Source organism: uncultured Candidatus Kuenenia sp. (assembly GCF_900696675.1).
GTDB lineage: Bacteria > Planctomycetota > Brocadiia > Brocadiales > Brocadiaceae > Kuenenia > Kuenenia stuttgartiensis_A.
In genome coordinates, this window is record NZ_CAADGZ010000037.1 from 1 (window position 1) to 26,713 (window position 26,713).

A 26,713-nucleotide genomic window follows, 5' to 3' on the forward strand; every position below is an offset into this window, starting at 1 on the left:
TTAAAAACAAATGTTTAAGTTTTTTCAAAAATATTAACGAGTATACAGATGAATTGTCTACTCTTTTAACTGAAAATTTTCAAATTATTGGCGAGCAAATTTCGAAAACCTGATTTGTTTGACTATATTAACCAGGGCTATACCCGTAACATAAGTAAACGTCTTTACGGTTTGAGAAAGCGCTGCTTTCCCGCATATAAAGACAATAAAAAAACCGATAAAAAAAGGAAACTTTTTTCAAGAAGTTTCCTTTTTCTATCGTTTATATTTTTTAGTTTTATTAATTTCATCATGTACAAAATCTTTTCATTTATTTCGTCTTCTATCTATATTTTGCAAATTTACTATATGCATACCTCAAGCCCAAAGGCGCTGTAGTCCGTAATTTTAAAGCAATATTTGTCATTTCTCGCACCATATTGTTTATTGCCAACCGAATGATACGTTTCGACCTGTCATATGTTAATAAGACCATGCCTATGAAATATAATTTAAAAAGAATAACGAGAATTACCGGGGAAGTGAAAAGCAAAACCTTCAGCCTGGAAGTCTCTTCGACAAATTCCTGAAATCCCGGCATTAAAAACAATATCGTTATTGAACACGTCGCTAAAAGAATAAGAAACACCTTTACGGACATATAAACCAGTGCGCATTTTTTAAAGCAATTATCCCCTGTTCCGTCAAAATCCTGTATTGTTGAAAAGAATTCCTCTTTTTTCTTCAGTATATTTTCTAAAAACTCAGCTATTGTATTATTTTTTATTTGTTCCATTAAATCATCCCGAAACTTTTATGTTAATTTTTCCCTGCAAATCTGTGGTTATATTGTGTTTCATAGTACTTCACAAATTCACCATTCTTTATTTGCTTCCACCATTGCTCATTTTCTTCGTACCATTTTATTGTGCCTCTCAAGCCTTCCTCAAAATCTATCTGCGGTTTCCATCCTAAAGACTTCAGTTTCGTACAATCCAGAGCATAACGCCGATCATGCCCCTCCCTGTCTTTTACGCTTTCTATCATACCTTCATCTTTAGCAAGTACGCTTAATATAAATAACGCCGTATCTATATTTTGTTTTTCATTTCCACCGCCAATATTATAGACTTCACCCTCTTTCCCATTTTCAATGATAAAATCGATAGCAGCGCAATGGTCTTCCACATGAATCCAGTCCCTTTCCTGCCTTCCATCGCCATACAACGGAAGTTTTAACCCTTCAATTGCATTGGTAATAAAAAGCGGAATAAACTTTTCCGGATGTTGATAAGATCCGTAATTATTGGACGCCCTGGTTATAATAATTGGCAATTTGTACGTATTCCAGTAAGCAAATGCAAGGCGATCCCCCCCCGCCTTGCTGGCTGCATATGGATTACTTGGGTTTAACGAATCGATTTCTTTAAAAGCATCATGGAAGGCGGTGCCATACACTTCATCCGTTGATATTTGAATGAACTTCTTAATGGTATATCTGCGTGATGCTTCCAGCAGTACGAATACCCCTTTTATATCAGTATCTATAAACGTACCAGCGCTGAGTATGCTACGGTCAACATGTGTTTCCGCTGCGAAATTGACAATTACATCAATCTTTTCGGTGGACATTATATGGTCAACTAATTCCTGATTACAAATATCGCCCTTATAGAATTTGAAATAACCGGAAAATTCCCTGTCTTCACGAATATCTCTTAGATTTTCCAGATTGCCCGCGTAAGTCAATTTATCAAGCACTACGACATGGTTATGCTTAACCATACGGCGGACAAAGTGACTCCCGATAAATCCAGCGCCACCCGTTATCAGTATTGCCATAATTTGCTCCAGAAAATCAGCCCCGGCCTAAAACCACACCGGGGAATCTTTACACTGCTTTTATTTGTTTGCAGAACTCAGCCATATTTCCACAAAGAGACGCATACAATGCGTCTCTACATGGATTTCTTTTATTTATTCGCAAGACTCAACCATGTTTCCGCACGTTTCAGCGTTGCCATAACGTGTTCTTTCTGTCCACGGGCTTCTTCTTTGCTCAATGCCTCTTCCGCAGATCTTTTCTCTTCCCGAACTTTCACAATGTCTATTTCTTCTTTTGTAACACACGAATCAGCCAGTACGATTGCTTTATTCGCATCCATTTCAAGAAAACCCCCATCAATCGCAAAGCTTACCGTAGAGTCTTTTTCGTCCTTTATCGTCAGGATACTCGTCTGTAATTCAGTAATAAATGGTGCATGGTCAATCAATATTCCAAACGAACCTTGTGTTCCCATAGCGGTTATACTCTTTACCAAACCTTTAAATACTGTTTTCATCGGAGTTATAATCTCTAAATCAAACGTTTTTGTCATGCTTAACCACCCATTTGCTTTGCTTTTTCAACCACTTCCTCAATACCCCCTACCATATAGAAGGCTTGTTCCGGCAAGTTGTCATATTTACCTTCCACTACCTCTTTAAAACCACGTATGGTTTCCTTTAATGGCACATACTTGCCCTTCGTGCCGGTAAACTGTTCTGCAACAAAAAAAGGTTGAGATAAAAATCTTTGTAATCTCCTTGCCCTGGCAACCAATACTTTATCTGCCTCCGAAAGTTCTTCCATGCCAAGAATCGCAATGAAATCCTGTAATTCCTTAAAGCGCTGCAATATCCTTTGCACCTCCCTTGCGACCTCATAATGCTCCTGTCCCAATATTCTTGGATCCAATATCCTCGAAGTAGATCGCAGAGGATCAACAGCGGGATAAATACCCAGTTCAGCAATCTGTCTTGATAAAGCAATAGTTGCATCCAGATGAGGAAATGTCGTTACGGGAGCAGGGTCGGTAAAATCATCCGCAGGAACATACACCGCCTGCAATGAAGTGATAGAACCTTTTTTCGTAGTAGTAATCCTTTCCTGTAAGTCACCCATTTCAGTAGCGAGGGTAGGCTGATAACCTACAGCAGATGGCATACGGCCTAAAAGGGCAGAAACCTCAGAACCAGCCTGAACGAATCTGAAAATATTATCAATAAACAAAAGGACATCCTGCCCCTCAACATCCCTGAAATATTCCGTCATGGTCAGAGCGGTCAATGCGACCCTTAATCTTGCCCCGGGCGGTTCATTCATCTGGCCAAAGACAAGAACGGTCTTATCGATAACCCCCGACTCTTTCATTTCAAGCCACAGATCATTTCCTTCGCGGGTTCTTTCTCCAACGCCCGCAAAAGCGGAATAGCCGCCGTGTTCCGTGGCAATACTTCTGATAAGCTCCATAATCAGCACCGTTTTCCCAACCCCTGCGCCGCCAAACATACCAATTTTTCCACCACGGGCAAACGGAGCAAGAAGGTCAATAACTTTCAAGCCCGTTTCCAAAACGGTGGTAGTCGTCTCTCTCTCCTCAAATGAAGGTGGTGCACGGTGAATGGGCAGACGTTTTTTCGCATGGAACTCTTCCTTGGTATCAATCGGCTGCCCTAACAAATTAAAAATCCTTCCAAGCACCTCTTTGCCAACAGGAACCGTTATCGGGCCCCCTTCATCCAGCACGTCCATACTCCGCACAAGTCCATCGGTTGAAGACATTGCAATACATCTTGCCGTATCGTTTCCAAGATGCTGGGCAATTTCCGCAACAACAGAAATCTTTTTCTTTTCATCATTAATACTAACCGCACTTTTAATTGGCGGCAATTTTCCCGACTGGAATCTCACATCAACTACAGGTCCTATTACTTGTACAATTTGCCCAACATTATTAGGTTCCGTTATATTTACCACTTTATATATCCACTCCTTCCATTATTTCCTCTGTCGAAAACAGATAGTTCGGTAAAAGTATGTCTCTCTATCCAATAATTACCAGCGAATACCTGAAAGCCGCTTAAATAAGATAAAATCCTGTCTGATAACCATTTATCATGCCAAAGCTTCAGCACCTGAAACTATCTCAAGCAATTCTTTGGTAATGGCCTCCTGCCTTGCTTTATTATAGATGCTTGTCAAGTTATCTATCATATCCCCTGCATTTTCGGTAGCAGCAATCATGGCAACTCTCCTGGCCGCAAATTCAGACGTCAGCGATTCTAAAATGCACTGATATATCTGCGTCTCGATATATTTAGGGAATATATTATTGAGAATATCTTCGATGGAAGGCTCTACAATGTACTCCCTTTTTTCTCTTCCTTCCCCGCCAAATCCTTCCTTTTCAATAGGAAACAAGCGGATGCTTGCAGGAAACGACTGCATTATGGTGTGAAATTTGGTAAAAAATACATGCAACTCTCCATACTCCTGATCATTATAGTCCAGGATTAATTTTGCAGCAAAGGATTTAACCCAATCCAAACCCAGCTTTTCCACACTTTCAGGGATATACTCTTCGATTGAATATACGTCTCTTCTTTTCGAAAAATACAGATTCGCCTTTTTCCCTATAAGGATTAATTTCACTTGCCGATTGCTTTCTTTAATAAATCTCACTGTTTTTTGAATAATGTTATTATTATATGCACCGCATAATCCCTTATCCGCAGTGATTAGCACAATTTTTACCGGAGAATTCTCGCTTTCTTTTTTAGCAAACCAGCGGTAAGCGCTTTCCTGCGGCAAAGAAGAAATTAAATCACTTACCATTTGATGAAGTTTTTCTGCAAAAGTTCTCGATGCGTACACCCTGCTTTCCACTTTTTTAAAACGGCTCGCGGCTACCATTTCCATAGCCCGTGTAATCTGCTTTATGCTTGAAATACCTCTGATTCTCTCTTTAATTTCGCGCGTACTCTGCATCCGCTAACCCTTCTTGTCAAAAATTTGCTTAAATTCCCTGATAGCGTTTTCCAGCTTCGACGATAATTCCTGGTCGATTTTTTTCTTCTCGTTAATTTCCAAACTTATCGAGGCGTGTTTTTGCTTCATGAAAGCAAGAAATTCTTTCTCGAATTTTTTTATTTTGTCAACCGGAATATCATCCAAAAAACCGTTTATTCCGGCAAAAATAGCCATAATCTGATCTTCCACCAAAGCGGGTTCATACTGCGGCTGTTTCAGGATTTCTACCAGTCGTTCACCTTTTGCGATTTGGGCCTGGGTAAATTTATCCAATTCCGAACCAAACTGCGCAAACGAAGCCATTTCTCTGTATTGCGCCAATGTAAGCCGCAACATGCCTGCAACTTTTTTCATTGCCGGTATCTGTGCGTTTCCTCCCACCCTGGATACAGACAACCCTACAGAAATCGCTGGCCTTACGCCGGCATTAAACAAATCGCTTTCAAGATAAATCTGTCCATCTGTAATGGAAATAACATTTGTCGGAATATAAGCAGAATAATCACCGCCCTGTGTTTCTACCACGGGCAAGGCTGTTAGAGAACCAGCACCAAGCTCATCGTTGAATTTCGCCGCTCTTTCAAGCAAACGTGAATGCAAATTAAAAATGTCTCCCGGAAATGCTTCCCGCCCCGGTGGACGTCTTAAAAGGAGAGAAATCTGTCGGTATGCAATCGCATGCTTGTATAAATCATCATACATAACAACCGCATGCATGCCGTTATCCCTGAAATATTCTCCCATAGCGCAACCTGCATAGGGCGCTATATATTGCAATGGAGCGGGATCTCCGGCAGATGCAACCACAACAATGCTATTGTCCATGACATTATTTTCTTCCAATGTCTTCACTACGCTCGCAACCGTAGACATCTTTTGCCCGATTGCCACATAGATACAATACACCCCTGATGTTCTTTGGTTGATAATGGTATCCACCAAAATCGCCGTTTTCCCTGTCTGCCGGTCACCGATAATCAGTTCACGTTGCCCTCTTCCTATGGGAATCATTGCATCAATCGCCTTTATACCTGTTTGCAAAGGTTCTTTTACAGGCTGTCTTTCCACTACGTTCGGAGAACCGCCCTCTATGGGCCGGAATTCTTCGGTAGCGATCGGACCCTTTCCATCGATCGGCAGGCCAAGGGCATTCACTACACGCCCCAACATCGCCTTGCCCACCGGCACCTGAACAATTTTCCCTGTAGTTTTTACAACATCGCCTTCCTTTATTTTATCCTCGGAACCAAGCAAAATTGCGCCTACATTATCCTCTTCCAGATTCATGGCAATGCCATATACGTTATCCGGAAACTCCAATAATTCGTTTGACATGCATTCATCAAGACCGTAAATACGGGCAACGCCGTCACCAACCTGCATCACGTGGCCGACATTTTCTAACTTTAACTTTTCTTCGTAGCTTTCAATTTCTCTTTTTATGATTGAAGCAATATCCCCTAACGCCATATACTCCTACTCCTGTATAAACCATTAAAATCATGTGGCAAGTTTACACCTGACACGAAACAAACCTGGCCAAGAATATAATACTCATAGTGACTTTCCAACTTTAAGAAACAAGCAGACTGCTATGATTAATTTGCCCTGATTTCCATAAGTTTCGACCTTAAATTTCTCAACCGGCTGACAACACTGCCGTCAATCATTTTATTTTCAATCTCAACTACAAGTCCTCCCAGTATTTGAGGATTTTCAACAACTTCTATCTCCACAATCTTACCGGTGAGTTTTTTAATGCCTGCCTTGAGATTTTCCAGTCTCTCGCCAACTATAGGTATTGCAGCCTGTATTTTTGCCCTGATCACCCCTGTTTTTTTATCAACAACCTTTCTGTACACATCGGGGATTACGTCTAAAAGCACCTCTCTCCTACGATCCACCAATAAATACAAAAAGTTAATCATCTGTCCGGAAACGTACTCGCCAAACACTGCTTTGATAGTATCTTTCTTTTCCTTACGTGTTATGGAAGGATGTAGGAGCACCTTCTTAAAATCTTCATGCCTTGCCATTGTATCAGAAAGCAGATCGAGATCCTTTTCCACCTGTCCGAGCAAATCCTTATCAGCCGCCACTCCAAGAAGCGCATTCACAAAAGTAACCGCAACGCTCTTATCTAACACTCACCCCCCCCATATCTTTAATCACATCATCAACCAACGTTTCCGCAGTCTGCTGATTGATGGACTGTTGAATTATACGTGAAGAAGCCAGCATAGAAAGGGAAACCACCTGGTTCCTGATCTCGGTAATGGCTTTTTTTCTTTCCTGTTCAATGCCTTCCTGTGCTTTCAAACGAATCAGTTCCGCCTCATCCTGCGCACGCTTTACAATCCCTTCGCCAAGTTTTCCCCCTTCATCGATCGCTTCCTGAATCTTGATTGCCGCAGCAGTTTCGACCTCAGCAAGTTTCACCTGATAGTCGATTTTCATCTTTTCGGCAGCGGACTTGTCCCCTTCTATCTTTGCGTAAGTGCTTTTTATCCCTTCGCTTCTCTCCTTCATGAGAGCCGATATTCTGCCAAAAAGAAACTTTTTGAGAACAAAAAGCAGTATTAAAAACCCAACGCCCTGGACTATAACAGACTTAAAATTTATTCCAAGGGTATTTAAAATGTCCAATGAAATCTCCTCCTACATCAATTCTTACTTGATAGCGTGTTGAATTACCTCTAAAACAGCTTCCGTCTTCGGCAATTTTCCAAGAAGGATAAAAGACACCATCAATGAATAAATCGTCAGAGATTCAATAAACGCAAGACCAACAAACATAACCAATTGTATCTTCCCCGCCATGTCAGGCTGTCTGGCCATACCATTTGCCGCACCATAAACTGCAATTCCCTGTCCAATACCGCACCCAAAGGCAGCGATAGCCAATAATGACACTGCAATAGCTAATAAAGCAAAATATACCACCTATACCCCTCCTTCTAAAAAAAGTAATTTAAAATACAGATATCACCAACTTCAATCGCAATCTTTTTCTGATTGCAGCACAACTTTCTTCTCCTCTTTTTCCCGCACTATACTATTCATCTTATGTAACAAAACACTCTATGCAGAGCGCGATAAGAAGCAGAAAATACCCGTTATTTCGCGCTCAACTGAAGAACTATCTCCGCGGCAGACGAAAGTAATTCTTCGTTTGAAGTATTCTTCCTGAATATTTTAAGAACCTCCTCAGATTTAGGCAGTTTTCCAAACAGCATAAACGATATCATTAGAGAATAAATCGCAAGAGACTCAATAAAGGCAATTCCGATTATCATTGCCAACTGCACCTTCGCCGCAACCGAAGGCTGCCGCGCCATACTTTCAACGGCGCTGCTCACCACTTTTGCCTGAGCGAGAGCACAACCAAACGCTGCAACTGCAACTACAGGAATTCCAATCACTAATGCTACAAAATAATCCATTTCACTACTCCTTTTATTGAAAATTTGAACCATTTAAAAATAGCATCAAACTCTTATTGGAGAGATAAAAAATGAAAACCAGAACCCACTGCGCAGTTGCAGATTAACTTAATGATGTTCTTCTTCATCGTGGATGCCAATAGCCCCTGCAATGTAAAAACTCGCCAGAAGCGCAAAAATCATCGCCTGGATAGTGCTTCCAAGTAAAGCAAGAAATACCATTGGCAGATGTATCGGTAACGGTATAAAACCAAGCAGAAAGGGAGCAAACCCGATAAATATCGCAATCACCGTATCCTCACCCAGGATGTTTCCAAAGAGTCGCATGGATAACGACAGGGGACGGGAAAGCACTTCCTGCATTATATGCAGCGGAAAGGTAAGTGGTGCAAGCCATACAGGTTTACCCACCATATGCTTAAGATAACCAAAAACTCCCTTGCTCTTTATCCCTTGATACTGCGTTGCAAAGAAAACAATAAGCGCAAGTGCAACTGTTGTGTTTAAATTACTCGTAGGTGAATGGAACAGGGGTATCTGCCCCAACATGTTCATGCAAAATATATAAATAAAGAACGTGCCAATAAAAGGTATAAAACGCTCTGCCACCCGCCCCATCTGTGATTTTGTAAAATTTTCCAGCCCTTCAACTATAAGTTCCAACAGGGACTGAATCCTCCCGGGCACCATCCGTAATTTCCGGGTTGCCAGAAGGGAAAATAGTCCCAGAAAAATGATTATCAACGCAGACATCACTATCGGTACCCACTCATGTTTTGTCAAACCAAAAAACTGACTGTGTGCGTCCGATGGAATAAAATCTAAAAATGATGGCAATTCGGTGGAAGTACCACCATCGCCGCCGTGACCTTCAGCAGACACTCTCCCTTGCTCCTTTCGATATGAATTCTATTTTAAACCTAAGCTGGCATAGCCAGAACCAAACAAGCACTAAAAGCGAAATACGAAAGAGAAACCACAGATTATACCGATTTCGTCGTTAGCTCAGCCGAACGATTCCAGAGATTAAAGAAACGGCACAAGCTTATAATTGACCAATTTCACCGTTAAATATTTTGCCAAAAAATGCAAAGAAATTACTAATCTGACAAGATACTAACCATTCACCTTTTCGTAAGGGAATTTTACCCTATTGTTCAATTGCCTTACGAACAAGCTCCCCAATATTTTCAGCATTATTACGGCCATTACCATGCTTAGTCCTATAAACAGAGCGATTATATTGACCTCTAAAAAGACGCATGCAAAAAAAAGCATCCCCCCCGCTATGAAATACTTCGCAATACTCACCTTGAGGATAAACCCCTTTATTTGCGCCCTTTTTTTCTCAACACCAAAACGTATTCCCCACCACGACATTTTAAACAACAACAAACTAATGAAACACCCTATTGCAACACTTAACGTCAATTTTGCGGACATATAAGAAAACGAACCCGCTATTATAATCAGCGATAAATAAAATGACATCTGGAAGACTCTCCCGGGAAATCCTTCATCCAGAGAAAGAGTATCAGTTTTCTCGTCCTGCAGACTTGTTCTCGTTTTCATCAGATATTTTTTTTATTACTTGAAAAAAGTTAATAAAACTGCCAATAGCACCCCAAAACAGAAAAATCATTAGAAACCATGGAGCGGTTCCATATCTTTTGTCAACATAAGTACCCAGGAAATATCCACCGGCCAAAGCGCCCGCCGTTGTAAATCCGAAACTCCCAACCAGACCTATTATTCTGTATGTCTCAGGGTCTTTCTTAATAAAAAACAAGATAGCTCCTATTGGGAAAAATATCTTTCTATCGCCTGCTTAATGTGCATTGCCACTTTTGATTGTGAATCGACAATATTTAAATACAAAGAGGCGCTTTTCGGCTGACATATCCCCATAATCAATCGTTCTTCATGTTCTTCTGAATAATCGCAAACAAGCCTGCTTATGCTATCATATTTATCGCACACATGTTTTCTCAACAACTCATTTTTTGTCAAAATAGCATCCTTAGCAGTTTTTAACACATCCAATGTCTCTTTAAATAATTGTGTCACTTCATTTGCAGCCTTATCGCCAAAGAGTAATTTCTCATTTATTTTGACCCGAATGTGACGTATCATGTTATCCATTACATCCGTGGCCATCTCTATATGTCCCACTACGACTGCCAGAGTTTTAAACCGGTTTTTCTCAGATTCGTCATTTTTATTAACACCGCTTAACATGCTTACCGTCTCATTTTCTTCGTCATGCACCAATCTGCTGATTCTCTGTGCATCATCAAGCAATTCCACTTTATTTTTCAAGAACCCCAGCATGCACAAATTTAAAACAGACTCGGCATTTAAACACATAGAACTTATCCGTTCCAATATCACTTTCGCGTCGTCATTTACATTTGTCATATCAAAACCTTTTTTCCCAACTCTTTGATTTTCGGATATAACCGCATATAAAGATTTTCATAGCGTTTTCACCACTTCGCCAAACGCGGCAATGGTATCATTTATCTCTTTCTCGCCATGCACGGTCGAAACAAAAGCCGCTTCAAACTGCGAAGGGGCAAAGTAAAATCCACGCTCAAGCATACCGTGAAAAAACTTTGCGTATCTGCCAGTATCGCATAGTTTTGCAGTAGCATAATCAACCACCGGTTTGCTTGTAAAAAAGGTGCACAACATAGACCCTACCCTGGTATGATATGCAGGAATATTGGCATCATTGCATACCTTCTCCATACCAGCCGCTAATTGTTTTGACCTTTCTTCCAAGCCTTTATAAACAGCATTGTCTTTTAATATTTCCAAAGTAGCAATCCCCGCAGTCATCGCTACGGGATTACCTGATAAGGTACCGGCCTGATACACGGGGCCTACAGGAGATATGCCATCCATAATTTCTTTTTTACCGCCGTATGCACCAACAGGAAGCCCTCCCCCTATAATCTTCCCCAGCGTAGTCAGATCAGGTGTAATGTTGTAAAGCGCCTGCACGCCGCCATGCGCAACCCTGAAACCGGTCATTACCTCATCGAAGATGAGGACAATACCATATTTTTTCGTTATTTCCCTTAATCCTGCCAGATAATTCTTCGCCGGCGGAACGACGCCCATGTTTCCGGCGACTGCCTCCACAATAATACATGCAATTTCATTACCTCTCCTGGAACAAACCTCATTTACCGCATCAATGTTATTGTAGGGAAGGGAAATGGTATGTTTTACAAAATCGCCGGGAATCCCGGGACTGTTTGGCATGCCTAATGTTGTGGCGCCGGAACCGGCCTGTACCAGCAAACTATCCACATGCCCATGGTAACAACCCTCGAACTTAATAACCTCATCGCGTTTTGTATGTCCCCTGGCGAGACGGATTGCACTCATAGTTGCTTCTGTGCCGGAGTTCACCATCCTGATCTTTTCGATAGACGGCATCGCTTCCTTCACAAGTTTTGCCAGTTGTATTTCAAGTTCCGTTGGAGCGCCGTAGCTGGTGCCATTCGCAACCGCTTCGTTTACCCTTTTTACAATTCTCGGGTCAGCATGGCCAAGAATCAGAGGTCCCCATGAACCAACATAATCTACATACCTATTGCCGTCTATATCGGTAAGGCAACACCCCGAACCGGACTTTATAAAGATAGGCGTGCCGCCCACGCCACCAAAAGCCCTCACCGGGCTGTTTACTCCGCCAGGTATGACACTCTGCGCATCCAGAAACGCCTTTTTTGATTTCTCAGTAATTATCTTTGACATATATAACCTAATCTTTGTATATAAGTATAAATTCTTATCTCTAAAGCTGAAATCTTGGAAAGCGGGAATCATAGCAAAACATATTTTTTTTGTCAACTATTATTGCGTATAACCCATGAGAAAAATCATAAGTATCGCTGTTTTAATTTCCGGCAACGGTAAAACGTTGCAAAATTTTATCGACTGCATAAAGTCTGGCTCGTTGCCTGCTAAGATTCAAATAGTCATCAGCAGCAACCCTGATGCAAAAGGGCTGGAACGTGCAAAGATAAATGCTATTCCTACTGCAGTAGTTTCCCGTTCTTCATACAAAGACGTCAATTCGTTTAGCGAAGCAATTACCAAAAAACTGGAGGAATACCCTATCGAGCTAATCACCCTTGCGGGTTTTATGCATTTATATAAAATTCCGGATACATATTCCGGCAGGGTAATGAACGTCCACCCCGGCCTCATTCCAGCTTTCTGCGGACATGGATATTACGGGCATAAAGTGCATGAGGCGGTTATCGGGTATGGCGCAAAAGTATCCGGGTGTACCGTACATTTTGCGGATAACGTGTATGATAATGGCCCCATTATCATACAGAGGACTACGCCCGTATTTGACGACGACACGCCGGATACACTTGCTGAACGGGTTTTTAAGGAAGAATGTACCGCATACCCTGAAGCAATCCGCCTGTTCGCTGAAGGCAGATTAAAGAGAGAGGGCAGAAGGATAGTTATACTAAAAAAAGAGTAAAGGAGTCGAATAATTATGACAAAAACAAGATGGAACTATATTATTCCCTTTATCATAATCATAGCATTAAATCTCTGCGGTTTAAAAATATATGGTTTTGAAGTCAGTACCACAAATAAAGGAAAAGAAATAAAATGGAAAAAAGATACGGTAACGTATCTTATCAACACTACTGACGGCCCTTCCGGCAGCCTTGACGCTATATTGGCGGCAATGCAGACATGGACAGACGTTGACACATCTACATTTGTATTCATTGATGGTGGCACAACCTCAAAAAAAAACCACGGCGAACCAGACGGCATTAATATTATTGATTTTGGAACTATTAAGGAAGAAGGGGTATTGGGGCAAAACTCTTTCTGGTTTTATACGTCCGGAGAAATGTTTGACAGCGATATACGTTTTAACACCAAAAATACCTGGAGCACAGACGGCTCGTCAGACAAATTTGACGTGCAGAATATAGGCACGCATGAACTCGGTCACTCCCTCAGTTTGGCGGATCTTTATAGCAACAGCGATTCTGAAAAGACGATGTATGGCTATGGTTTCGCCGGCGATACCAGCCAAAGGACGCTGCACCAGGACGACATGGATGGGATTACCTACTTGTATCCCTCTACGAAGAACAGCAACATCTCCGGTACGATAATTGACATTGAAGGAACACTACTGGAAAAAGTTAAGCTGCGGCTGAAAAAGGGAAGCAAAACAAAAAAGAAAACAAAATCAGACGAAAACGGTTACTTTGAATTTACCAATTTAAAAGGCGGTTCCTACAAAATTATCGCAAGGAGAAGCGGCTATAAAAAATCAAAGACAGCGGTAGAACTTGGTGAAGCAGAAGAGAAAGAAATTGAAATCATAATGGATGAAAAATAAACATTAATAACATTAACAATGAAAAATACGATTATCCTATTTCTTTTTATTCTGCCCCTGTTTGCTGCCTTCCCCCCTCAATCAGCGCTACCCGAAGATAACATATCTCAACAATCGATATTGCAAAATCAATTTATGGAAGAGTTAAAATGGTTGCAGGAAGAAAGTGTTGTTTCCACCGCATCACGCCGTGAGCAGAAAGTTTCAGAAACACCTGCGGCAGTCTTTGTCATTTCACAGGAAGATATACGCCGTTCAGGCGCAAACAGTATTCCTGAAGTACTCCGGATGGCGCCAGGGGTACACGTTGCACGGATTGATGCAAATAAATGGGCAATAACGATGAGGGGCTTTAATAACCGGTATGCCGATAAATTACTTGTTTTAATTGACGGACGCACAGTTTACACCCCCCTGTTTTCGGGAACATACTGGGATGTTCAGGACACAATGCTGGAAGATATAGAACGTATCGAAGTTATCCGAGGTCCTGGAGGCGCGTTGTGGGGCGCCAACGCCGTTAACGGAATTATAAACATCATCACAAAAAGCGCAAAAGACACCCAGGGCGGACTCTTCACTGGAAGCGCAGGCAGCGAAGAACGGGGCATGGGAGGGCTTCGCTATGGCAGCAAGATAGGCGGGAATGCCTATTTCCGCATCTATTCAAAATATTTCAACCATGACGATTTCGTTCTTGAATCAGGTGACAGCGCAAACGATAGCTGGGAGTCTGCACGTGCCGGTTTCAGGGTTGACTGGGATTACTCAAGTAAAGATGTGTTAACATTTCAAGGCGATATTTACACGGGTGATGAAAGCGAAAGGAATAATTTCAGACAGAGTTCTGACATCTATGTATCAGGCGGTAATTTACGGGCCAACTGGAAACATGCCATTTCGGACACTTCAGACATGATGTTGCAGATATATTATGACAGAACGAACCGCATAACTACAAGCATTGAGGAAGAACGCGACACCTTTGACATTGATTTTCAACATAGTTTGCGTCTTACCGGCTGGAATGAATTTATATGGGGACTTGGATATCGTTACACGCAGAACGACACCGAAGACGATGACGGATTATTGCTTGATCCTCAAAACAGGGAAAACAACTTATTCAGCATGTTTCTGCAGGATGAATTTTCCTTTTTCGAAGATACGGTGAAGGTTACCTTCGGAACCAAGTTTGAGCACAATGATTACACCGGGTTTGAAATACAACCAAGTTTAAGGGTACTCTGGGCATTTACCTATACCCAAACGGTATGGGCTGCCGTTTCACGAGCGGTGAGAACCCCTTCCCGTGTTGAATCGGATATAATAATTGATTATTCACCCTATTATTACTTTACCGGCAACGATGACCTGGATGCTGAAAATCTTTTGGCCTATGAAATAGGATACCGCATTCAGTTTTCAAAAAAACTTTCACTGGATATTGCCACGTTCTACAACATGTACGACAGCATAATAAACGATGTTAACGACGAAACGTTTGAAAATATTTTTGACGTAGAAAGTTATGGCATAGAAACAACCTTAAACTGGCAAATAACCAATCAATGGAGATTAGTCCAAAGTTATACCTATTTTGATATTGATTCTACTAATTTTACATCAACTGATCCCCTGTCAGACCCTCATAGTCAATTCAATATCCGTTCATTATTAAACCTGCCGCACAACATGGAACTCGACGCAGCCCTCTTTTATGTTGACAGTTTTACCAGTCTTGACAGAAATATTAATGACTATGTTCGTTTTGACGTCAGACTCGGATGGCACATCACAAAATACCTTGAAGCAAGCCTCGTGGGAACAAATTTACTTGACGATAACCACCTTGAATACAATGCCAGATCGGTAGCGCCTACCGAAATAGAACGCGCTGTGTATGCAAAATTAACATGGAGATTCTGATGTATTATTACAAAAGCGTCTATTTCCATGTAACACAAGCATCCTGGTTGTAATATTTAATATCCAGGCAGGCAGCCTGCCCTATACACCCATGCACGCTGACAGGGAAGCATGGGGCAATTTTAAGCCCAAATAATTATTTATTAAAAAAAATCGGGAGTGCACCCGTCTAAAATTTTATAATACGCTACATGATCAAATCTGCCTTTTTGCAAATAACGATTACCAGAGAACCTTCCTTTCTTTTTTCCGTAAAAGCATCCCTTATTTATCTGATATTGTTAATTTTTCTTCTGTTAATACCTTTTCACACCGGGCTTACGGCCTTTGGCGAATCAAAGTGTACGATATATTTTTATAACCCGGAATCAAATATCGACAACTATGCCTCTCTGAAAACAAAATTCGACCTGTACTTAAAAAAGATCGGCCCATACCAGTTTCAACCCTTCAGCGATAGAAAAACTTTTGAGAACAAAACCAGAGGTCAGCATAATTGCATTTTTATCCTCTCAAGCTGGTATTATAAAGAATTAAGGCATTTTACCTCTCTTAATCCCGTGCTCATTGGCACATTAGATGGCAATTCTATACAAAAAAAGGTGCTTATCGCCAAGAAAAACATCGATTCCCTGTCAATGCTGAAGGGCAGCAGCGTTGCTTCTTCAGGCAGTAAAGAATACACGGTAAAATTTCTCCAGTCGATGCTGACTGGAAATGACAAAAACATTCCGGAAACACTTCAAATTCTCAATGTTCCCAAGGATATTGATGCGCTTATCTCTGTTGGTTTTGGCCTCGTCCAGGCAGCATTGACCACTGAATACAGCATTGAGATGCTTGCGGACATAAATAATGGATTATATAAAAACCTTTCCATTCTTGCAGTAAATGAAAAATCCCTCCTCCCGGTTGTGGCAATACCGACGGAATACGGTAAAGGGGCGACGGAGTTGCTGGAAATAATTAAAAATATGGGAAAAACGCCTGAGGGAAAAAGTAATCTTCAGATGTTTGGAATTGATGGCTGGAAAATGCCCGATGAAAGTGATTTGGAGTTATTGCGTTAACGGGTAAAACCCTCCTACCTGAAGAAGAGAGAAACCACATATAGAAAGTATTTCATGATCATAACGGTTAAAAATCTGGCAAAAAAGATAAAAAACTGCGCACGTAAAAAAGCGGCTGAAAGGGTTCACCTTATCACGCTTTCGATGCTGCTGGTTGCGACGGCTTTTCTGGCCGGTATGTTACCGGCAGACGAAAAAGGCGGGGCATTGATCATCAATTCCAATGAGTCGGTAAAAAAATATTCCATGATACAAACCGTATTTAAAACTCATTTTGATGGCGCAGTTGCAGAAATTGATATAGGGAGTAACTGGCTTGATGAAAAGGCCTTAGAAAAAACGCTATTAAACAAAAACCCCGATATGATTTTTTCTATAGGTTCAAAGGCTTACCTTCTGGCATGCAGGGTTGCGAAAGACGCCAATATCATTTACTCTTTGGGTATTAACTGGCAGCGTTTCGCGATAACCGACAAAACATATGTTATCGCCAGCGAAGTACCCCCCCTTACAAACGCAATGATGTACCGCTATTTCTTTCCTGACATAAAAACGGTGGGCATTCTCTATAGCAAAAACCACAATAAAGAATGGTTCGGGGCAGCGGTTACCGAAGCCAAACAAGCCGGAATCCAAATTATAGGGAAGTCTATCGCAAAAGAAAAGGAGGTAAACAATGCGCTCAACTACCTACTGCCAAAGGTTGATGCACTCTGGTTAATTTCAGACCCCGTTATTCTTTCCGGTATGGCACAGGTGAAAGAAATCTTTGCTCAATGCGATGCAAGAAAAATACCTGTCTTTTCCTATGACCAACTCTTTACAGATTTCGGCGCATCGTTTATTATTTCGGCGGATGTCGCCACAATGGGAAAACAAGCCGCTAAAATAGCGCAAAATCTTTTATCAAACAAGGGCGCTGTCGAAAAGGTACAAAATCCGGCGGGCACTTATATAGCCATAAACGTTAAAAAACTGGAACTGTATGGCATAAAACTGAATACAAAGGCGTTTTCCTCTGTGAATGAGTTTATTGAATAAATAACATATGACAATGAATATCCGGACAAGAAACAGTATAAAATGGAAACTCCTTATCACAATGCTGGGGTTGATTATTGGTCTTCTGACAATATTGACCCTTGTTCAGATTTATTCTCAAAAGGAAATATTGACAGGGGAACTTGAACAACGGATTGAGTTAATAAAGGATAATCTGCGCAAGCAGGGAAAAACCCTTTCCGACAATCTGGCGTTTCAGGTGGAAGATGCGCTTGCATCATTTAACCTCCTTGATATCTTCAGCAAGACTAATAAAGCCGTGAGGGAAAATACCGATTTGAAATATATCATCCTCGCCGATTTAAAAGGTTTTGCACTCATTCACACATTAAAACCAGAACTGAATGACAGTATCCTCTCAGGCGGTGACGATACATTTGCGATAGCTCAAAAAAATGCAACCATCAATGAGTTTGAAAAAGACGGGACACCCTATATGGAATTTATCGTGCCCATTCACGTCAGCGCTGATCAGTGGGGAGTATTGCGGCTCGGATATTCACTGGAAAACCTCTACCAGATACTCTCCGCTTCACGTCACAAAATTAAAGAGCAGATATTCAACATTATAATACGTTCCGGTCTGACGACTATCGTCTTTATTGCGATCGGTTCATGCCTGGTGCTTTTTCTTTCTTCCCGGCTCGCACAACCGCTTATAAAACTTGCGCAAATGGCACAAGAACTTGCAAAGGGAAATTTTTCCGTTTCAGAAAACAGCATCCTTAACTCGAAAGATGAAATTGGCGTGCTCGCACAAACATTCTCCATCATGTCAAAGGAGCTAAAGAACTACTATGAAATACTGGAAGATTACAGCCATTCGCTGGCAATGCGGGTGGAAGAACGGACGGCGGAACTGCTGAAATCAAATAACCTTTTAAAGCAGGAAATCGATGAACGCCATCGGATTGAAGCGGAACTGGAAAAAGCCAGGGAAGCAGCAGTCGCCGCCAATAATGCCAAAAGCGAATTTCTTGCCAGCATGAGCCATGAAATCCGCACCCCCATGAACGCTATTATAGGCATGTCAGACTTATTATGGGAAACAACGTTGACGCCCAAGCAGTCTGAATACGTTAAGGTGTTCCGCAACGCAGGGGAAAATCTCCTCCAGATAATCAACGACATCCTTGATCTTTCCAAGGTAGAGGCAGGGCAAATCACCATTGAACACATTGAATTTAATCTGCGTGAACAAATAGAAAAGACGTGCGAAGTCATGGCGTTCCGCGCCCACGAGAAAGGCCTCGAATTGAACTGCCATTTAGCCGAGGATATTCCTACTTCTTTCATCGGCGACCCGGTGCGTTTGCATCAGATACTAACAAACTTAATTGGAAATGCCATTAAATTTACCAGGACAGGAGAGATTCTTCTGACGGGAAAACGTAATAAACTGCCCGGCAAAAAAGGCATGCTGCTTTTTTTGGTTTCTGATACCGGAATAGGCCTTCCGGAAGAAAAGCAAAGTATTATTTTTAATATTTTTTCACAGGTGGATTCTTCCACTACGCGCCAATATGGTGGAACAGGGCTGGGACTTGCAATCTGCAAACGCCTGGTTGAATTAATGGATGGAGAAATCTGGGTAGAAAGCACCCCGGGCAAAGGAAGCACCTTTTATTTTACCGTAACCTTTGATGTTCATCCTAAACCTCAGGAACAAAAAGAAATACCGTTATCGGGCGCTGAAAAACCTTACGTCCTGATAATAGACGACAATGCCACAAACCGCATGATATTACGTGATATGCTGCACGGATGGGATATTCCCGTCGCCGAAGCAGAAGGCGGAGAAAATGGTATAAACGAACTCAAACGGGCAAGGAACGCCGGAACACCTTACAACCTCCTTCTCCTTGATTGTCGCATGCCCGGCATGGACGGGTTTCAGATTGCGCGTTCCGTCAAGAACGATCCGGAGCTTGCCGGTCTGATTATTATGATGTTCACCTCTGACAATAAAAGCGGGGATGTGGCAAGGGCAAAAGAATTAGGAATAACCACATATCTGGTGAAACCCATCAAAAGACATGACCTTCTCACCAGCATTAACGCCGTCATAGACCCACAAAAGACCATACCGTTTACCGGGCCGGCATCTCGCACCGTTATTCAAATACCTGAAAGCGTTCCCACCCGGCAGCTCTTGCTGGTTGAAGATTACTATCACAACCGGGTACTGATACAAGCCTATCTTAATAAAACAAACTTTAAAGTGGACGTGGTGGAAAATGGACTTGAATGTCTGGAAAAATTTAAAAACGAAAAGTACGATCTTGTATTAATGGATATACAAATGCCCGTAATGGATGGTTATACCGCAACAAGGGAAATAAGAAGATACGAAATGGAACTCGGGCTGAAAGCAACGCCTGTTATTGCATTAACAGCTCATGCATTTAAAGGAGATGAACAAAAAAGCATCGACGCCGGGTGCAATTGCCACCTGATTAAGCCAATAAAAAAACAAACGCTTATCGACGCCATACATAAATATGTCCCTTTGCATGCAAATTACACACCGGCGACAGACGGAGAAAAAGCGGCATTTTCAGCAGGTAAGGTTACGAATGAAATTACTGTTGAAAATAAATTATTTGTTTCAATTAATCCGATATTTAAAAATGTTACTCCTGAATTTATTGAAGACGTACGAAGCGATATAATGACGATGACTGCCGCATTACAGAACACAGACTACAAAACAATCGAAACACTGGCGCACCGGTTAAAAGGGGCAAGCGGAGGCTATGGTTTTGACGAACTTACCGACATGGGGAAATTCCTTGAAATAAGCGCTAAAAACAGACACGTAGCAGAAATGCAGAAATGGATTCACGCAATGTCACAGTACATTGAACAAGTGGAGATTGTCTATGAATAACACGATACCGGGAACATTTTAATTTTTTGGGAAAAAAATTACCTATAGGGGCTATGATTTGTAATAGCAAGGCATGCCTTGCCGTTACAAGAAAAATGTTTTATTCCTGATTAATACGAGAAAAGGCCTTGTTTCACTCTTATAATTCCGATACCATAAAAATCCGGTTACGGTATAATAATGTTTTTTAAACATATATAATGACTATTTGAAGGTCAGTTTGAACAGTTTTAAATTTGGGGGAAAATTATGAAAGACGAAGAACTCTTAAAACGCATTACCTTCGATTCTTTAATTTTCAACGGAAAGCCAATTATTCGCGGAATGCGGATAGCTGTTGAACATATACTTGGAATGCTTGCCAGCGGTTCAACAATTGAAGAACTATTAGAAGGCTATCCCTTTTTGGAAAAAGAAGATATCCAAGCATGTTTGATCTATGCATATCGAATGGTTGCTCATGATAGGATTGAACCAGCCCTGGTAAAGAATTGACCATGCAATTTTTACTTGACAGTTGTATTTCAAGTTTTGCGGTAAGAGATCTAAGAAGCGCAAATTATAATGCTTTATGGATACCTGAGGGTGGTGAGGATCCTGGAGACGAAGTGATTATGAGGAGGGCGCTTGATGAAAACCTGATACTGGTTACAGCAGATAAGGATTTTGGAGAACTTATTTTTATCTATAATAAACCTCACCCGGCAATAATAAGATTGGTAGATATTCCCGCCAAAGACCAGGGGAAAATACTACTGCGATTAATAGAAAAGCATAAAGACATTCTTGAAAAAAAAGTAATAATTACAGTTGACAGATATCGTGTTCGCATACGTATAAACGAATGACCCATTGTTAAGAAACAAGTATAAATTGTCTATGAATAACCCGATACTCGTCGTTGACGACTCCAAACACGTACAAAGACAGATAGAAATATTTTTAATACCGGAAGGATTTTCACGATTATTTTTTGTCAATTCCGCTCAGGAAGCATTTCATTTATTGGGTTTGGATGATGAAAACTCAAAAAATAGAAAATGTGAAATTGATTTAATCCTTATGGATATTAACATGCCAGGTACAAACGGAGTGGAAGCCTGCCTGAAAATAAATGCAACAAGGCATTTAAAAAATATTCCAATCATAGTGATAACGGCGGAGGATACGGATGAAGGATTAAAACAGGCATTTGGCGCCGGTGCGATAGACTATATAAAAAAACCTTTAAATCCGGTCGAATTAATCGCACGGGTGAGTTCTGTACTTAAATTAAAAAAAGAAATGGATGAGCGCGAAAACAGAGAGAAAGAACTGCTTACGCTTGCGCAGGTGCTGGAAAAAACAAACCAGGAATTACAACAGGCAAATGAAAAGCTTCATCAGCTCTCGCGGACCGATAGTCTGACAGGACTCGCTAACAGGCGCTTTTTCGACGAAATGCTGCACAATGAATGGAAACAATCCGTCAGATTGGCAAAACCGCTATCCCTATTGATGATTGATATTGATTTCTTCAAAAACTATAACGATACCTACGGCCATCAGAAAGGTGATGAATGCCTTAAACGAGTATCAATGGCCATCCTCAGCGCCCTGAAAAGAGAGTGCGACATAATTGCACGTTACGGCGGAGAGGAGTTTGTCGCCCTGCTTTCTGATACAGATGAAAGCGGTGCCGTTATGGTTGCAAAGGCAATGCAATCGAATATTGAGGCGATGAACATACCCCACAAAGATTCCAATGCCAGCGGCAGAATCACCGTAAGCATTGGCATTTCAAACGAGGTTCCAAGCGCCGCCTCGTCTCCCGAAAAGTTAATTTCCAAAGCAGACAAAGCGCTTTATCTTGCAAAATACGAAGGACGCAATCTTATTAAATGGTAGATTATTATGAATTTTGAACTAAACGCAATAGTCATGCCCAACGGCACTTTACAGTTGGAGTGGAATGAAGTAAAGGAAAGGATAGACAAAAATCAACAACTGCTGCAAAATGAGATACACAGCCGTTTTAAAACCGATTTTAAATCCTTCCTTTTATTCCTTAGCTTTTCAGACCAATCCATCCCGCTCTCACCATCCCTTGATTACTGGCGATATTTCACTTCTGAATTTTCAAATAAGCTGCGCCATATACCCGATCTTGAAACTATCAGAAACAACATAGCCATTCCATTAGGGAAAGAAGATATTGCTGAGATGCTGATTCGTGCCCCACTCATGACGGGTTTCGAGTACCTTAACGCCGAACTTCTTAAACTGCTTTGGCATATGCTCAATGCGCAATTTCAATACGAAATCAGTATTTACCGGGGAACGGTAGAGGATTTCATCCATACCTACAGCCCTGATTTACATATTGTCGGACGCATTTATTTTCATCTCGTTGAAAATAAACGGCAGGATTATCCCTTTGCTTTTCTCGCCACCTATTCCACCCAAGGCGACAAACAGGGCAAATCAAAACACCTCCCCTTAAAATACGCATTGACGGAATATGGAGGGAACAATGAAAAACTGCTGGACCTTCTTTCCACCGTACACCTTGCGGCAAAAGAAAGCGATCTGATCTCCCATCTCGTTGACTCCGGCGAACTGTTTCATCCACTGGCATGGGACGAAAAGGAAGCGTACCGCTTTCTGAAAGAAATTCCCACATATGAAAAATACGGTATCCTGTGCCGTATCCCCAACTGGTGGAAATCTGCATCATCTCCGCTTAAGGTAAACATTCAGTTAGAGGGCAAAAAAGAAACCTTTCTTGGAATGGACTCACTACTCGATTTCAACGTCAACCTGCTTCTTGGCGATACGCCTGTTACCGAAGAGGAGGCAAGAAGGCTGCTGGCGGAGACTGACGGTCTGGCATACATCAAGGGCAAATGGGTTGCCGTTGACGCCGAAAAGCTTGAACAGGTTCTTCACGCCTATGAGAACGCCCGCAAATTAACGGAAGATAAGCATTTCAGCCTGCGGGACGCACTAAGGCTGCAACTGAACCCGAACAATTTGCTTGGTTTGACTGAAAATGATGACAATATTGAAGTATCAAACGGAAAGTGGCTGGAGCAAGTAATGGAAAAACTGGCAAACCATGACTTGATTCCCCCGGCATGTTTGGATCACACCTTTAAGGCACAGCTCAGACCCTATCAGGAAAAAGGTGTTAATTGGCTTTGTTTTCTGGATTCCCTGCACTTCGGGGCATGCCTGGCTGATGATATGGGGCTTGGCAAGACGATACAAATACTGGCATTTCTGCATCTTCTGAAGAATAAAAAAAAGAAAAACGCCAGTCTGCTGATAATCCCAGCATCCCTCATATCAAACTGGAGCAATGAAATAAACCGTTTTGCGCCCGATCTGAACTATTTTGTCGCCCATCCGGAAGCACACAAAGATAAAAAATTTGAGGTAAAAGATGAAGAATCGCTCAACAAACTTGATCTTGTAATCACTACATACACCCTTGTACAAAAATATGAATGGCTGAAAACATATGTATGGCATTATGTAATCCTGGACGAAGCACAGGCAATTAAAAATCCAGGCACAAAACAGACACGTAATATAAAAACATTACAATCACAAAATAGAATTATCATGACAGGAACTCCAGTTGAAAACCGGCTGTCTGATCTGTGGTCATTGTTTGATTTTCTGAACCCCGGCCTGCTCGGAAACGCAAAAGAGTTCAGCGAATTTGCGGGCAGCGTTAAAAAGAATCACACCGGATACACCCGGTTAAAGAAGATCATCAGCCCGTATATTTTAAGGAGATTAAAGACCGACAAAACGGTCATTTCCGACCTGCCGGAAAAGGTTGAAATGTACACCTATGCCGGGTTAAGCAGAAAACAGATCGTCCTGTACCAAAACACCGTTAAAGAACTGTCGAAAAAACTTGAAGCGACAGAAGGCGTTCAGCGAAGGGGTCTTATTTTGGCGTCATTAATGAAATTTAAGCAGCTTTGCAATCACCCTGACCAGTTTCTTGGAACAGGCGGATATGAGGAAGCCGACAGCGGAAAATTTATGCGGCTGCGTGAAATTTGCGAAACGATCTATGAAAAGCGGGAGAAGGTATTAATCTTCACCCAATTTAAAGAAATAACCGGCCACCTGCACGCATTTTTGAAAACAATATTTGGACGCGAAGGACTGGTAATGCACGGGAGCGTCTCCGTTGGCATGAGGAAAAATATTGTGGAACAATTTCAGAACCGGGAGTATATTCCTTATATGGTATTGTCGCTAAAGGCGGGAGGCGTCGGGTTAAATCTGACAGAGGCAAATCACGTCATCCACTTCGACAGATGGTGGAATCCCGCGGTTGAGAACCAGGCGACAGACCGGGCGTTTCGCATCGGACAGAAAAAGAACGTTATCGTGCATAAATTCATAACAAAGGGAACTATTGAGGAAAAAATCAATGATATGTTGCGTGAAAAAACAAAATTAACGACAGACGTTATACAAGTCACCGGCGAGTCCATGATAACAGAAATGGAAAATAAAGCGCTGGTTGACCTTTTCAAATTAACATTATAATGGAGGAAAGAGGCAATTATGAGTTACTGGGGATTCCCAAGATATGTTTCCGTTGGGGAAAAACAGCAGAGAGCAAAAAGGAAGTTAGAGCAGTTGATGAAGAAAAACAAAGATATAAAGCCCGTGATACTGGCGGGTAATACCCTTGCAAAAACGTGGTGGGGAAAGGCATGGAACAAAAATTTAGAAGGATACGCCGACTACAGCAACCGTATCGGAAGAGGAAGAAGCTACGTGCGCTGCGGCTCAGTACTTGACCTTCAGATACGCGAAGGCATGATAACCTCACTTGTACAGGGGTCAGATTCAAGCCCCTATTCCATAAAAATAACAATAAATATGCTTGAAAGAAACATCTGGGAAGAGGTAAAGGATTTTTGCAAAGGCAAGCTTGATTCGATGCAGGAGCTTTTGATGGGAAAGTTCCCAAAAACATTAGACGAGCTTTTTACCGCTCATGGGAAAGGGCTGTTCCCATCTCCGAAAGAAATAAAATTTGACTGTAGCTGTCCCGACTGGGCAAGCATGTGCAAACACATTGCGGCTACCCTTTATGGGGTAGGGGCAAGGCTTGATGACGACCCGAATTTATTCTTCCTGCTCCGAAAGATCGAAATTGACGATTTGATATCGGAAACGGTCAAAGATAAAACGGAAGAATTACTTACACGGGCAAAGAGAAAAAGTTCCCGAATCATTGAAGACCAGGATTTGTCATACGTTTTTGGTATAGAGATGGACACCACACCTGATACAAAAGCAAAAACAAAGGCGAAAATTAAAGGTAAAGATGTTGCGCAAAAGAAGGCAAGCACCGCTACAAAAACAAGCAAGGTCAGCACAAAAAAACCCGCTAAAAAATCTATAAGCACAGGGAAAAAGAAGGCCGCCTTAAAATCTGCAAAGAAAACCTCAAAGGCAAATACAGTGAAAAAACCGGTACAAAAGGCCGTCAAAAAGACACCTGCCAAGAGCAAAAAAACCACTAAAAAGACCATCAAAAAGAAATAACACTACAGCGACATTTTTCATTTCAGATGTTGCAGCAATTTTTTTGTACACTTCCTATGAAGATGAAAGAAACAACCCTGACAGGGTTCCCGGCGGGTTCAGGTTTACAACCTGAACCCATGAGTTTATGCAGATAATGAGGCCTGTACTGCGGTAAAATTCCAAAGCCCAAATCACTAAATCCCTGGCTCGAAAATAAGACTACAAAAAATAACTCAGGCACAGGTACCGCAATATGATATTGCTATAAAACCATTTTCATCGTTTCTGGGTGTTGGAAATGAAACATGATGACTGTTTGGAATTTATTTGTCATTTGTTCTGTTAATAGAAGGCGGGATTGAAAGTATAAAACGTTTGGTTCAGGTCAAAAACCTGAACCCACGAATGTAGTTTCCATTGCCATTACGTACCCAATCAGATACTTCACTATGTTCAGTACAAGGTTTGGGAACGAGTTGTGCTTCGGTAGTTTAATAGATTACGCTGAATAGTTGCTTCTGTTTTAAAGAACAGAGTTTCCGG

Annotated in this window: 26 protein-coding genes; 11 read left to right on the plus strand and 15 right to left on the minus strand. The window is 41.6% G+C overall.

The features are described 5' to 3' along the window. Positions 1-322 precede the first annotated feature (322 nt). The 15 genes from QZT26_RS07575 to hemL form a co-directional block, all read right to left on the minus strand. A complete protein-coding gene (locus tag QZT26_RS07575; RefSeq protein ID WP_295101469.1) occupies positions 323-775 on the minus strand; it encodes a hypothetical protein in 453 nt (150 codons plus the stop codon). 23 nt (positions 776-798) lie between these two features. Continuing rightward, positions 799-1,821 (minus strand): dTDP-glucose 4,6-dehydratase, encoded by a 1,023-nt coding sequence (gene rfbB / locus QZT26_RS07580; protein WP_295101471.1) that lies wholly within the window; start codon positions 1,819-1,821, stop codon positions 799-801. A 131-nt stretch (positions 1,822-1,952) separates the two neighbouring features. Next, the gene (gene atpC, locus QZT26_RS07585; protein ID WP_295101472.1) at positions 1,953-2,357 is read right to left on the minus strand and encodes an ATP synthase F1 subunit epsilon; all 405 of its coding nucleotides are present in this window, start codon (positions 2,355-2,357) and stop codon (positions 1,953-1,955) included. Positions 2,358-2,359: 2 nt separating this feature from the next. Then, positions 2,360-3,778: a F0F1 ATP synthase subunit beta gene (gene atpD, locus QZT26_RS07590; RefSeq protein WP_295101473.1), complete on the minus strand. Its 1,419-nt coding sequence runs from the start codon at positions 3,776-3,778 to the stop codon at positions 2,360-2,362. A gap of 138 nt (positions 3,779-3,916) precedes the next feature. Further along, positions 3,917-4,789 carry an ATP synthase F1 subunit gamma gene (atpG, locus tag QZT26_RS07595; protein ID WP_295101475.1) on the minus strand — a complete coding sequence of 291 codons (873 nt, stop codon included), beginning with the start codon at positions 4,787-4,789 and terminating at the stop codon, positions 3,917-3,919. A gap of 3 nt (positions 4,790-4,792) precedes the next feature. Then, positions 4,793-6,301 (minus strand): F0F1 ATP synthase subunit alpha, encoded by a 1,509-nt coding sequence (gene atpA, locus QZT26_RS07600; RefSeq protein ID WP_295101476.1) that lies wholly within the window; start codon positions 6,299-6,301, stop codon positions 4,793-4,795. Positions 6,302-6,429: 128 nt separating this feature from the next. Further along, a complete protein-coding gene (gene atpH / locus QZT26_RS07605; protein WP_295101478.1) occupies positions 6,430-6,978 on the minus strand; it encodes an ATP synthase F1 subunit delta in 549 nt (182 codons plus the stop codon). Further along, positions 6,968-7,477: a F0F1 ATP synthase subunit B gene (gene atpF, locus QZT26_RS07610; protein ID WP_295101480.1), complete on the minus strand. Its 510-nt coding sequence runs from the start codon at positions 7,475-7,477 to the stop codon at positions 6,968-6,970. The genes atpH and atpF overlap by 11 nt, the downstream gene beginning before the upstream one ends. Positions 7,478-7,501: 24 nt before the next feature. Further along, positions 7,502-7,774 carry an ATP synthase F0 subunit C gene (gene atpE / locus QZT26_RS07615; RefSeq protein ID WP_099323586.1) on the minus strand — a complete coding sequence of 91 codons (273 nt, stop codon included), beginning with the start codon at positions 7,772-7,774 and terminating at the stop codon, positions 7,502-7,504. A 173-nt stretch (positions 7,775-7,947) separates the two neighbouring features. Beyond that, positions 7,948-8,274 (minus strand): ATP synthase F0 subunit C, encoded by a 327-nt coding sequence (gene atpE / locus QZT26_RS07620; protein ID WP_164994913.1) that lies wholly within the window; start codon positions 8,272-8,274, stop codon positions 7,948-7,950. Positions 8,275-8,382: 108 nt separating this feature from the next. Beyond that, on the minus strand, positions 8,383-9,156 hold the full coding sequence (gene atpB / locus QZT26_RS07625; protein ID WP_099323588.1) for a F0F1 ATP synthase subunit A: 774 nt from the start codon (positions 9,154-9,156) through the stop codon (positions 8,383-8,385). A 234-nt stretch (positions 9,157-9,390) separates the two neighbouring features. After that, entirely contained in the window at positions 9,391-9,846 is a 456-nt protein-coding gene (locus tag QZT26_RS07630; protein ID WP_099323589.1) for an ATP synthase subunit I, read from the minus strand. Further along, positions 9,809-10,063, minus strand: a complete 255-nt coding sequence (locus QZT26_RS07635) for an AtpZ/AtpI family protein (protein WP_157775583.1) — start codon at positions 10,061-10,063, stop codon at positions 9,809-9,811. Before QZT26_RS07635 ends, QZT26_RS07630 begins: the two co-directional genes overlap by 38 nt. 8 nt (positions 10,064-10,071) lie before the next feature. Further along, entirely contained in the window at positions 10,072-10,692 is a 621-nt protein-coding gene (locus QZT26_RS07640; RefSeq protein ID WP_099323591.1) for a hypothetical protein, read from the minus strand. A 57-nt stretch (positions 10,693-10,749) separates the two neighbouring features. After that, the gene (gene hemL / locus QZT26_RS07645; RefSeq protein WP_205713398.1) at positions 10,750-12,042 is read right to left on the minus strand and encodes a glutamate-1-semialdehyde 2,1-aminomutase; all 1,293 of its coding nucleotides are present in this window, start codon (positions 12,040-12,042) and stop codon (positions 10,750-10,752) included. Positions 12,043-12,157: 115 nt separating this feature from the next. Here hemL and purN point away from each other — a divergent pair, with 115 nt between their 5' ends. The 11 genes from purN (at position 12,158) to QZT26_RS07700 (ending at position 26,188) form a co-directional block, all read left to right on the plus strand. Continuing rightward, positions 12,158-12,787 carry a phosphoribosylglycinamide formyltransferase gene (purN, locus tag QZT26_RS07650; protein ID WP_099323593.1) on the plus strand — a complete coding sequence of 210 codons (630 nt, stop codon included), beginning with the start codon at positions 12,158-12,160 and terminating at the stop codon, positions 12,785-12,787. A gap of 15 nt (positions 12,788-12,802) precedes the next feature. Next, positions 12,803-13,672, plus strand: a complete 870-nt coding sequence (locus tag QZT26_RS07655; RefSeq protein WP_099323594.1) for a carboxypeptidase regulatory-like domain-containing protein — start codon at positions 12,803-12,805, stop codon at positions 13,670-13,672. 135 nt (positions 13,673-13,807) lie between these two features. Further along, complete coding sequence (locus QZT26_RS07660; RefSeq protein WP_164994912.1) at positions 13,808-15,601, plus strand: TonB-dependent receptor; 1,794 nt, start codon at positions 13,808-13,810, stop codon at positions 15,599-15,601. Positions 15,602-15,792: 191 nt separating this feature from the next. Next, positions 15,793-16,671: a PhnD/SsuA/transferrin family substrate-binding protein gene (locus QZT26_RS07665; protein ID WP_295101484.1), complete on the plus strand. Its 879-nt coding sequence runs from the start codon at positions 15,793-15,795 to the stop codon at positions 16,669-16,671. Positions 16,672-16,725: 54 nt separating this feature from the next. Further along, positions 16,726-17,712 carry an ABC transporter substrate binding protein gene (locus QZT26_RS07670; RefSeq protein ID WP_295101486.1) on the plus strand — a complete coding sequence of 329 codons (987 nt, stop codon included), beginning with the start codon at positions 16,726-16,728 and terminating at the stop codon, positions 17,710-17,712. 13 nt (positions 17,713-17,725) lie between these two features. Next, the gene (locus tag QZT26_RS07675) at positions 17,726-20,623 is read left to right on the plus strand and encodes a response regulator (protein ID WP_164994907.1); all 2,898 of its coding nucleotides are present in this window, start codon (positions 17,726-17,728) and stop codon (positions 20,621-20,623) included. 249 nt (positions 20,624-20,872) lie between these two features. Then, a complete protein-coding gene (locus QZT26_RS07680) occupies positions 20,873-21,118 on the plus strand; it encodes a DUF433 domain-containing protein (RefSeq protein WP_099323599.1) in 246 nt (81 codons plus the stop codon). Between the two features lie 2 nt (positions 21,119-21,120). Beyond that, positions 21,121-21,471: a DUF5615 family PIN-like protein gene (locus QZT26_RS07685; RefSeq protein ID WP_099323600.1), complete on the plus strand. Its 351-nt coding sequence runs from the start codon at positions 21,121-21,123 to the stop codon at positions 21,469-21,471. A 31-nt stretch (positions 21,472-21,502) separates the two neighbouring features. After that, positions 21,503-22,510 carry a diguanylate cyclase gene (locus QZT26_RS07690; RefSeq protein WP_099323601.1) on the plus strand — a complete coding sequence of 336 codons (1,008 nt, stop codon included), beginning with the start codon at positions 21,503-21,505 and terminating at the stop codon, positions 22,508-22,510. Between the two features lie 6 nt (positions 22,511-22,516). Next, positions 22,517-25,177 carry a DEAD/DEAH box helicase gene (locus QZT26_RS07695; protein WP_295101490.1) on the plus strand — a complete coding sequence of 887 codons (2,661 nt, stop codon included), beginning with the start codon at positions 22,517-22,519 and terminating at the stop codon, positions 25,175-25,177. Positions 25,178-25,195: 18 nt separating this feature from the next. After that, on the plus strand, positions 25,196-26,188 hold the full coding sequence (locus QZT26_RS07700; RefSeq protein ID WP_295101491.1) for a hypothetical protein: 993 nt from the start codon (positions 25,196-25,198) through the stop codon (positions 26,186-26,188). The last annotated feature ends 525 nt before the right edge of the window (positions 26,189-26,713 follow it).

Coding starts and splice junctions, on each gene's coding strand:
- QZT26_RS07575 (WP_295101469.1), bottom strand. CDS start 775: ATGGAACAAATAAAAAATAATACAATAGCTGAGTTTTTAGAAAATATA.
- rfbB (WP_295101471.1), bottom strand. CDS start 1,821: ATGGCAATACTGATAACGGGTGGCGCTGGATTTATCGGGAGTCACTTT.
- atpC (WP_295101472.1), bottom strand. CDS start 2,357: ATGACAAAAACGTTTGATTTAGAGATTATAACTCCGATGAAAACAGTA.
- atpG (WP_295101475.1), bottom strand. CDS start 4,789: ATGCAGAGTACGCGCGAAATTAAAGAGAGAATCAGAGGTATTTCAAGC.
- atpA (WP_295101476.1), bottom strand. CDS start 6,301: ATGGCGTTAGGGGATATTGCTTCAATCATAAAAAGAGAAATTGAAAGC.
- atpE (WP_164994913.1), bottom strand. CDS start 8,274: ATGGATTATTTTGTAGCATTAGTGATTGGAATTCCTGTAGTTGCAGTT.
- QZT26_RS07630 (WP_099323589.1), bottom strand. CDS start 9,846: ATGAAAACGAGAACAAGTCTGCAGGACGAGAAAACTGATACTCTTTCT.
- QZT26_RS07640 (WP_099323591.1), bottom strand. CDS start 10,692: ATGACAAATGTAAATGACGACGCGAAAGTGATATTGGAACGGATAAGT.
- hemL (WP_205713398.1), bottom strand. CDS start 12,042: ATGTCAAAGATAATTACTGAGAAATCAAAAAAGGCGTTTCTGGATGCG.
- purN (WP_099323593.1), top strand. CDS start 12,158: ATGAGAAAAATCATAAGTATCGCTGTTTTAATTTCCGGCAACGGTAAA.
- QZT26_RS07655 (WP_099323594.1), top strand. CDS start 12,803: ATGACAAAAACAAGATGGAACTATATTATTCCCTTTATCATAATCATA.
- QZT26_RS07660 (WP_164994912.1), top strand. CDS start 13,808: ATGGAAGAGTTAAAATGGTTGCAGGAAGAAAGTGTTGTTTCCACCGCA.
- QZT26_RS07665 (WP_295101484.1), top strand. CDS start 15,793: ATGATCAAATCTGCCTTTTTGCAAATAACGATTACCAGAGAACCTTCC.
- QZT26_RS07670 (WP_295101486.1), top strand. CDS start 16,726: ATGATCATAACGGTTAAAAATCTGGCAAAAAAGATAAAAAACTGCGCA.
- QZT26_RS07675 (WP_164994907.1), top strand. CDS start 17,726: ATGAATATCCGGACAAGAAACAGTATAAAATGGAAACTCCTTATCACA.
- QZT26_RS07680 (WP_099323599.1), top strand. CDS start 20,873: ATGAAAGACGAAGAACTCTTAAAACGCATTACCTTCGATTCTTTAATT.
- QZT26_RS07685 (WP_099323600.1), top strand. CDS start 21,121: ATGCAATTTTTACTTGACAGTTGTATTTCAAGTTTTGCGGTAAGAGAT.
- QZT26_RS07690 (WP_099323601.1), top strand. CDS start 21,503: ATGAATAACCCGATACTCGTCGTTGACGACTCCAAACACGTACAAAGA.
- QZT26_RS07695 (WP_295101490.1), top strand. CDS start 22,517: ATGAATTTTGAACTAAACGCAATAGTCATGCCCAACGGCACTTTACAG.
- QZT26_RS07700 (WP_295101491.1), top strand. CDS start 25,196: ATGAGTTACTGGGGATTCCCAAGATATGTTTCCGTTGGGGAAAAACAG.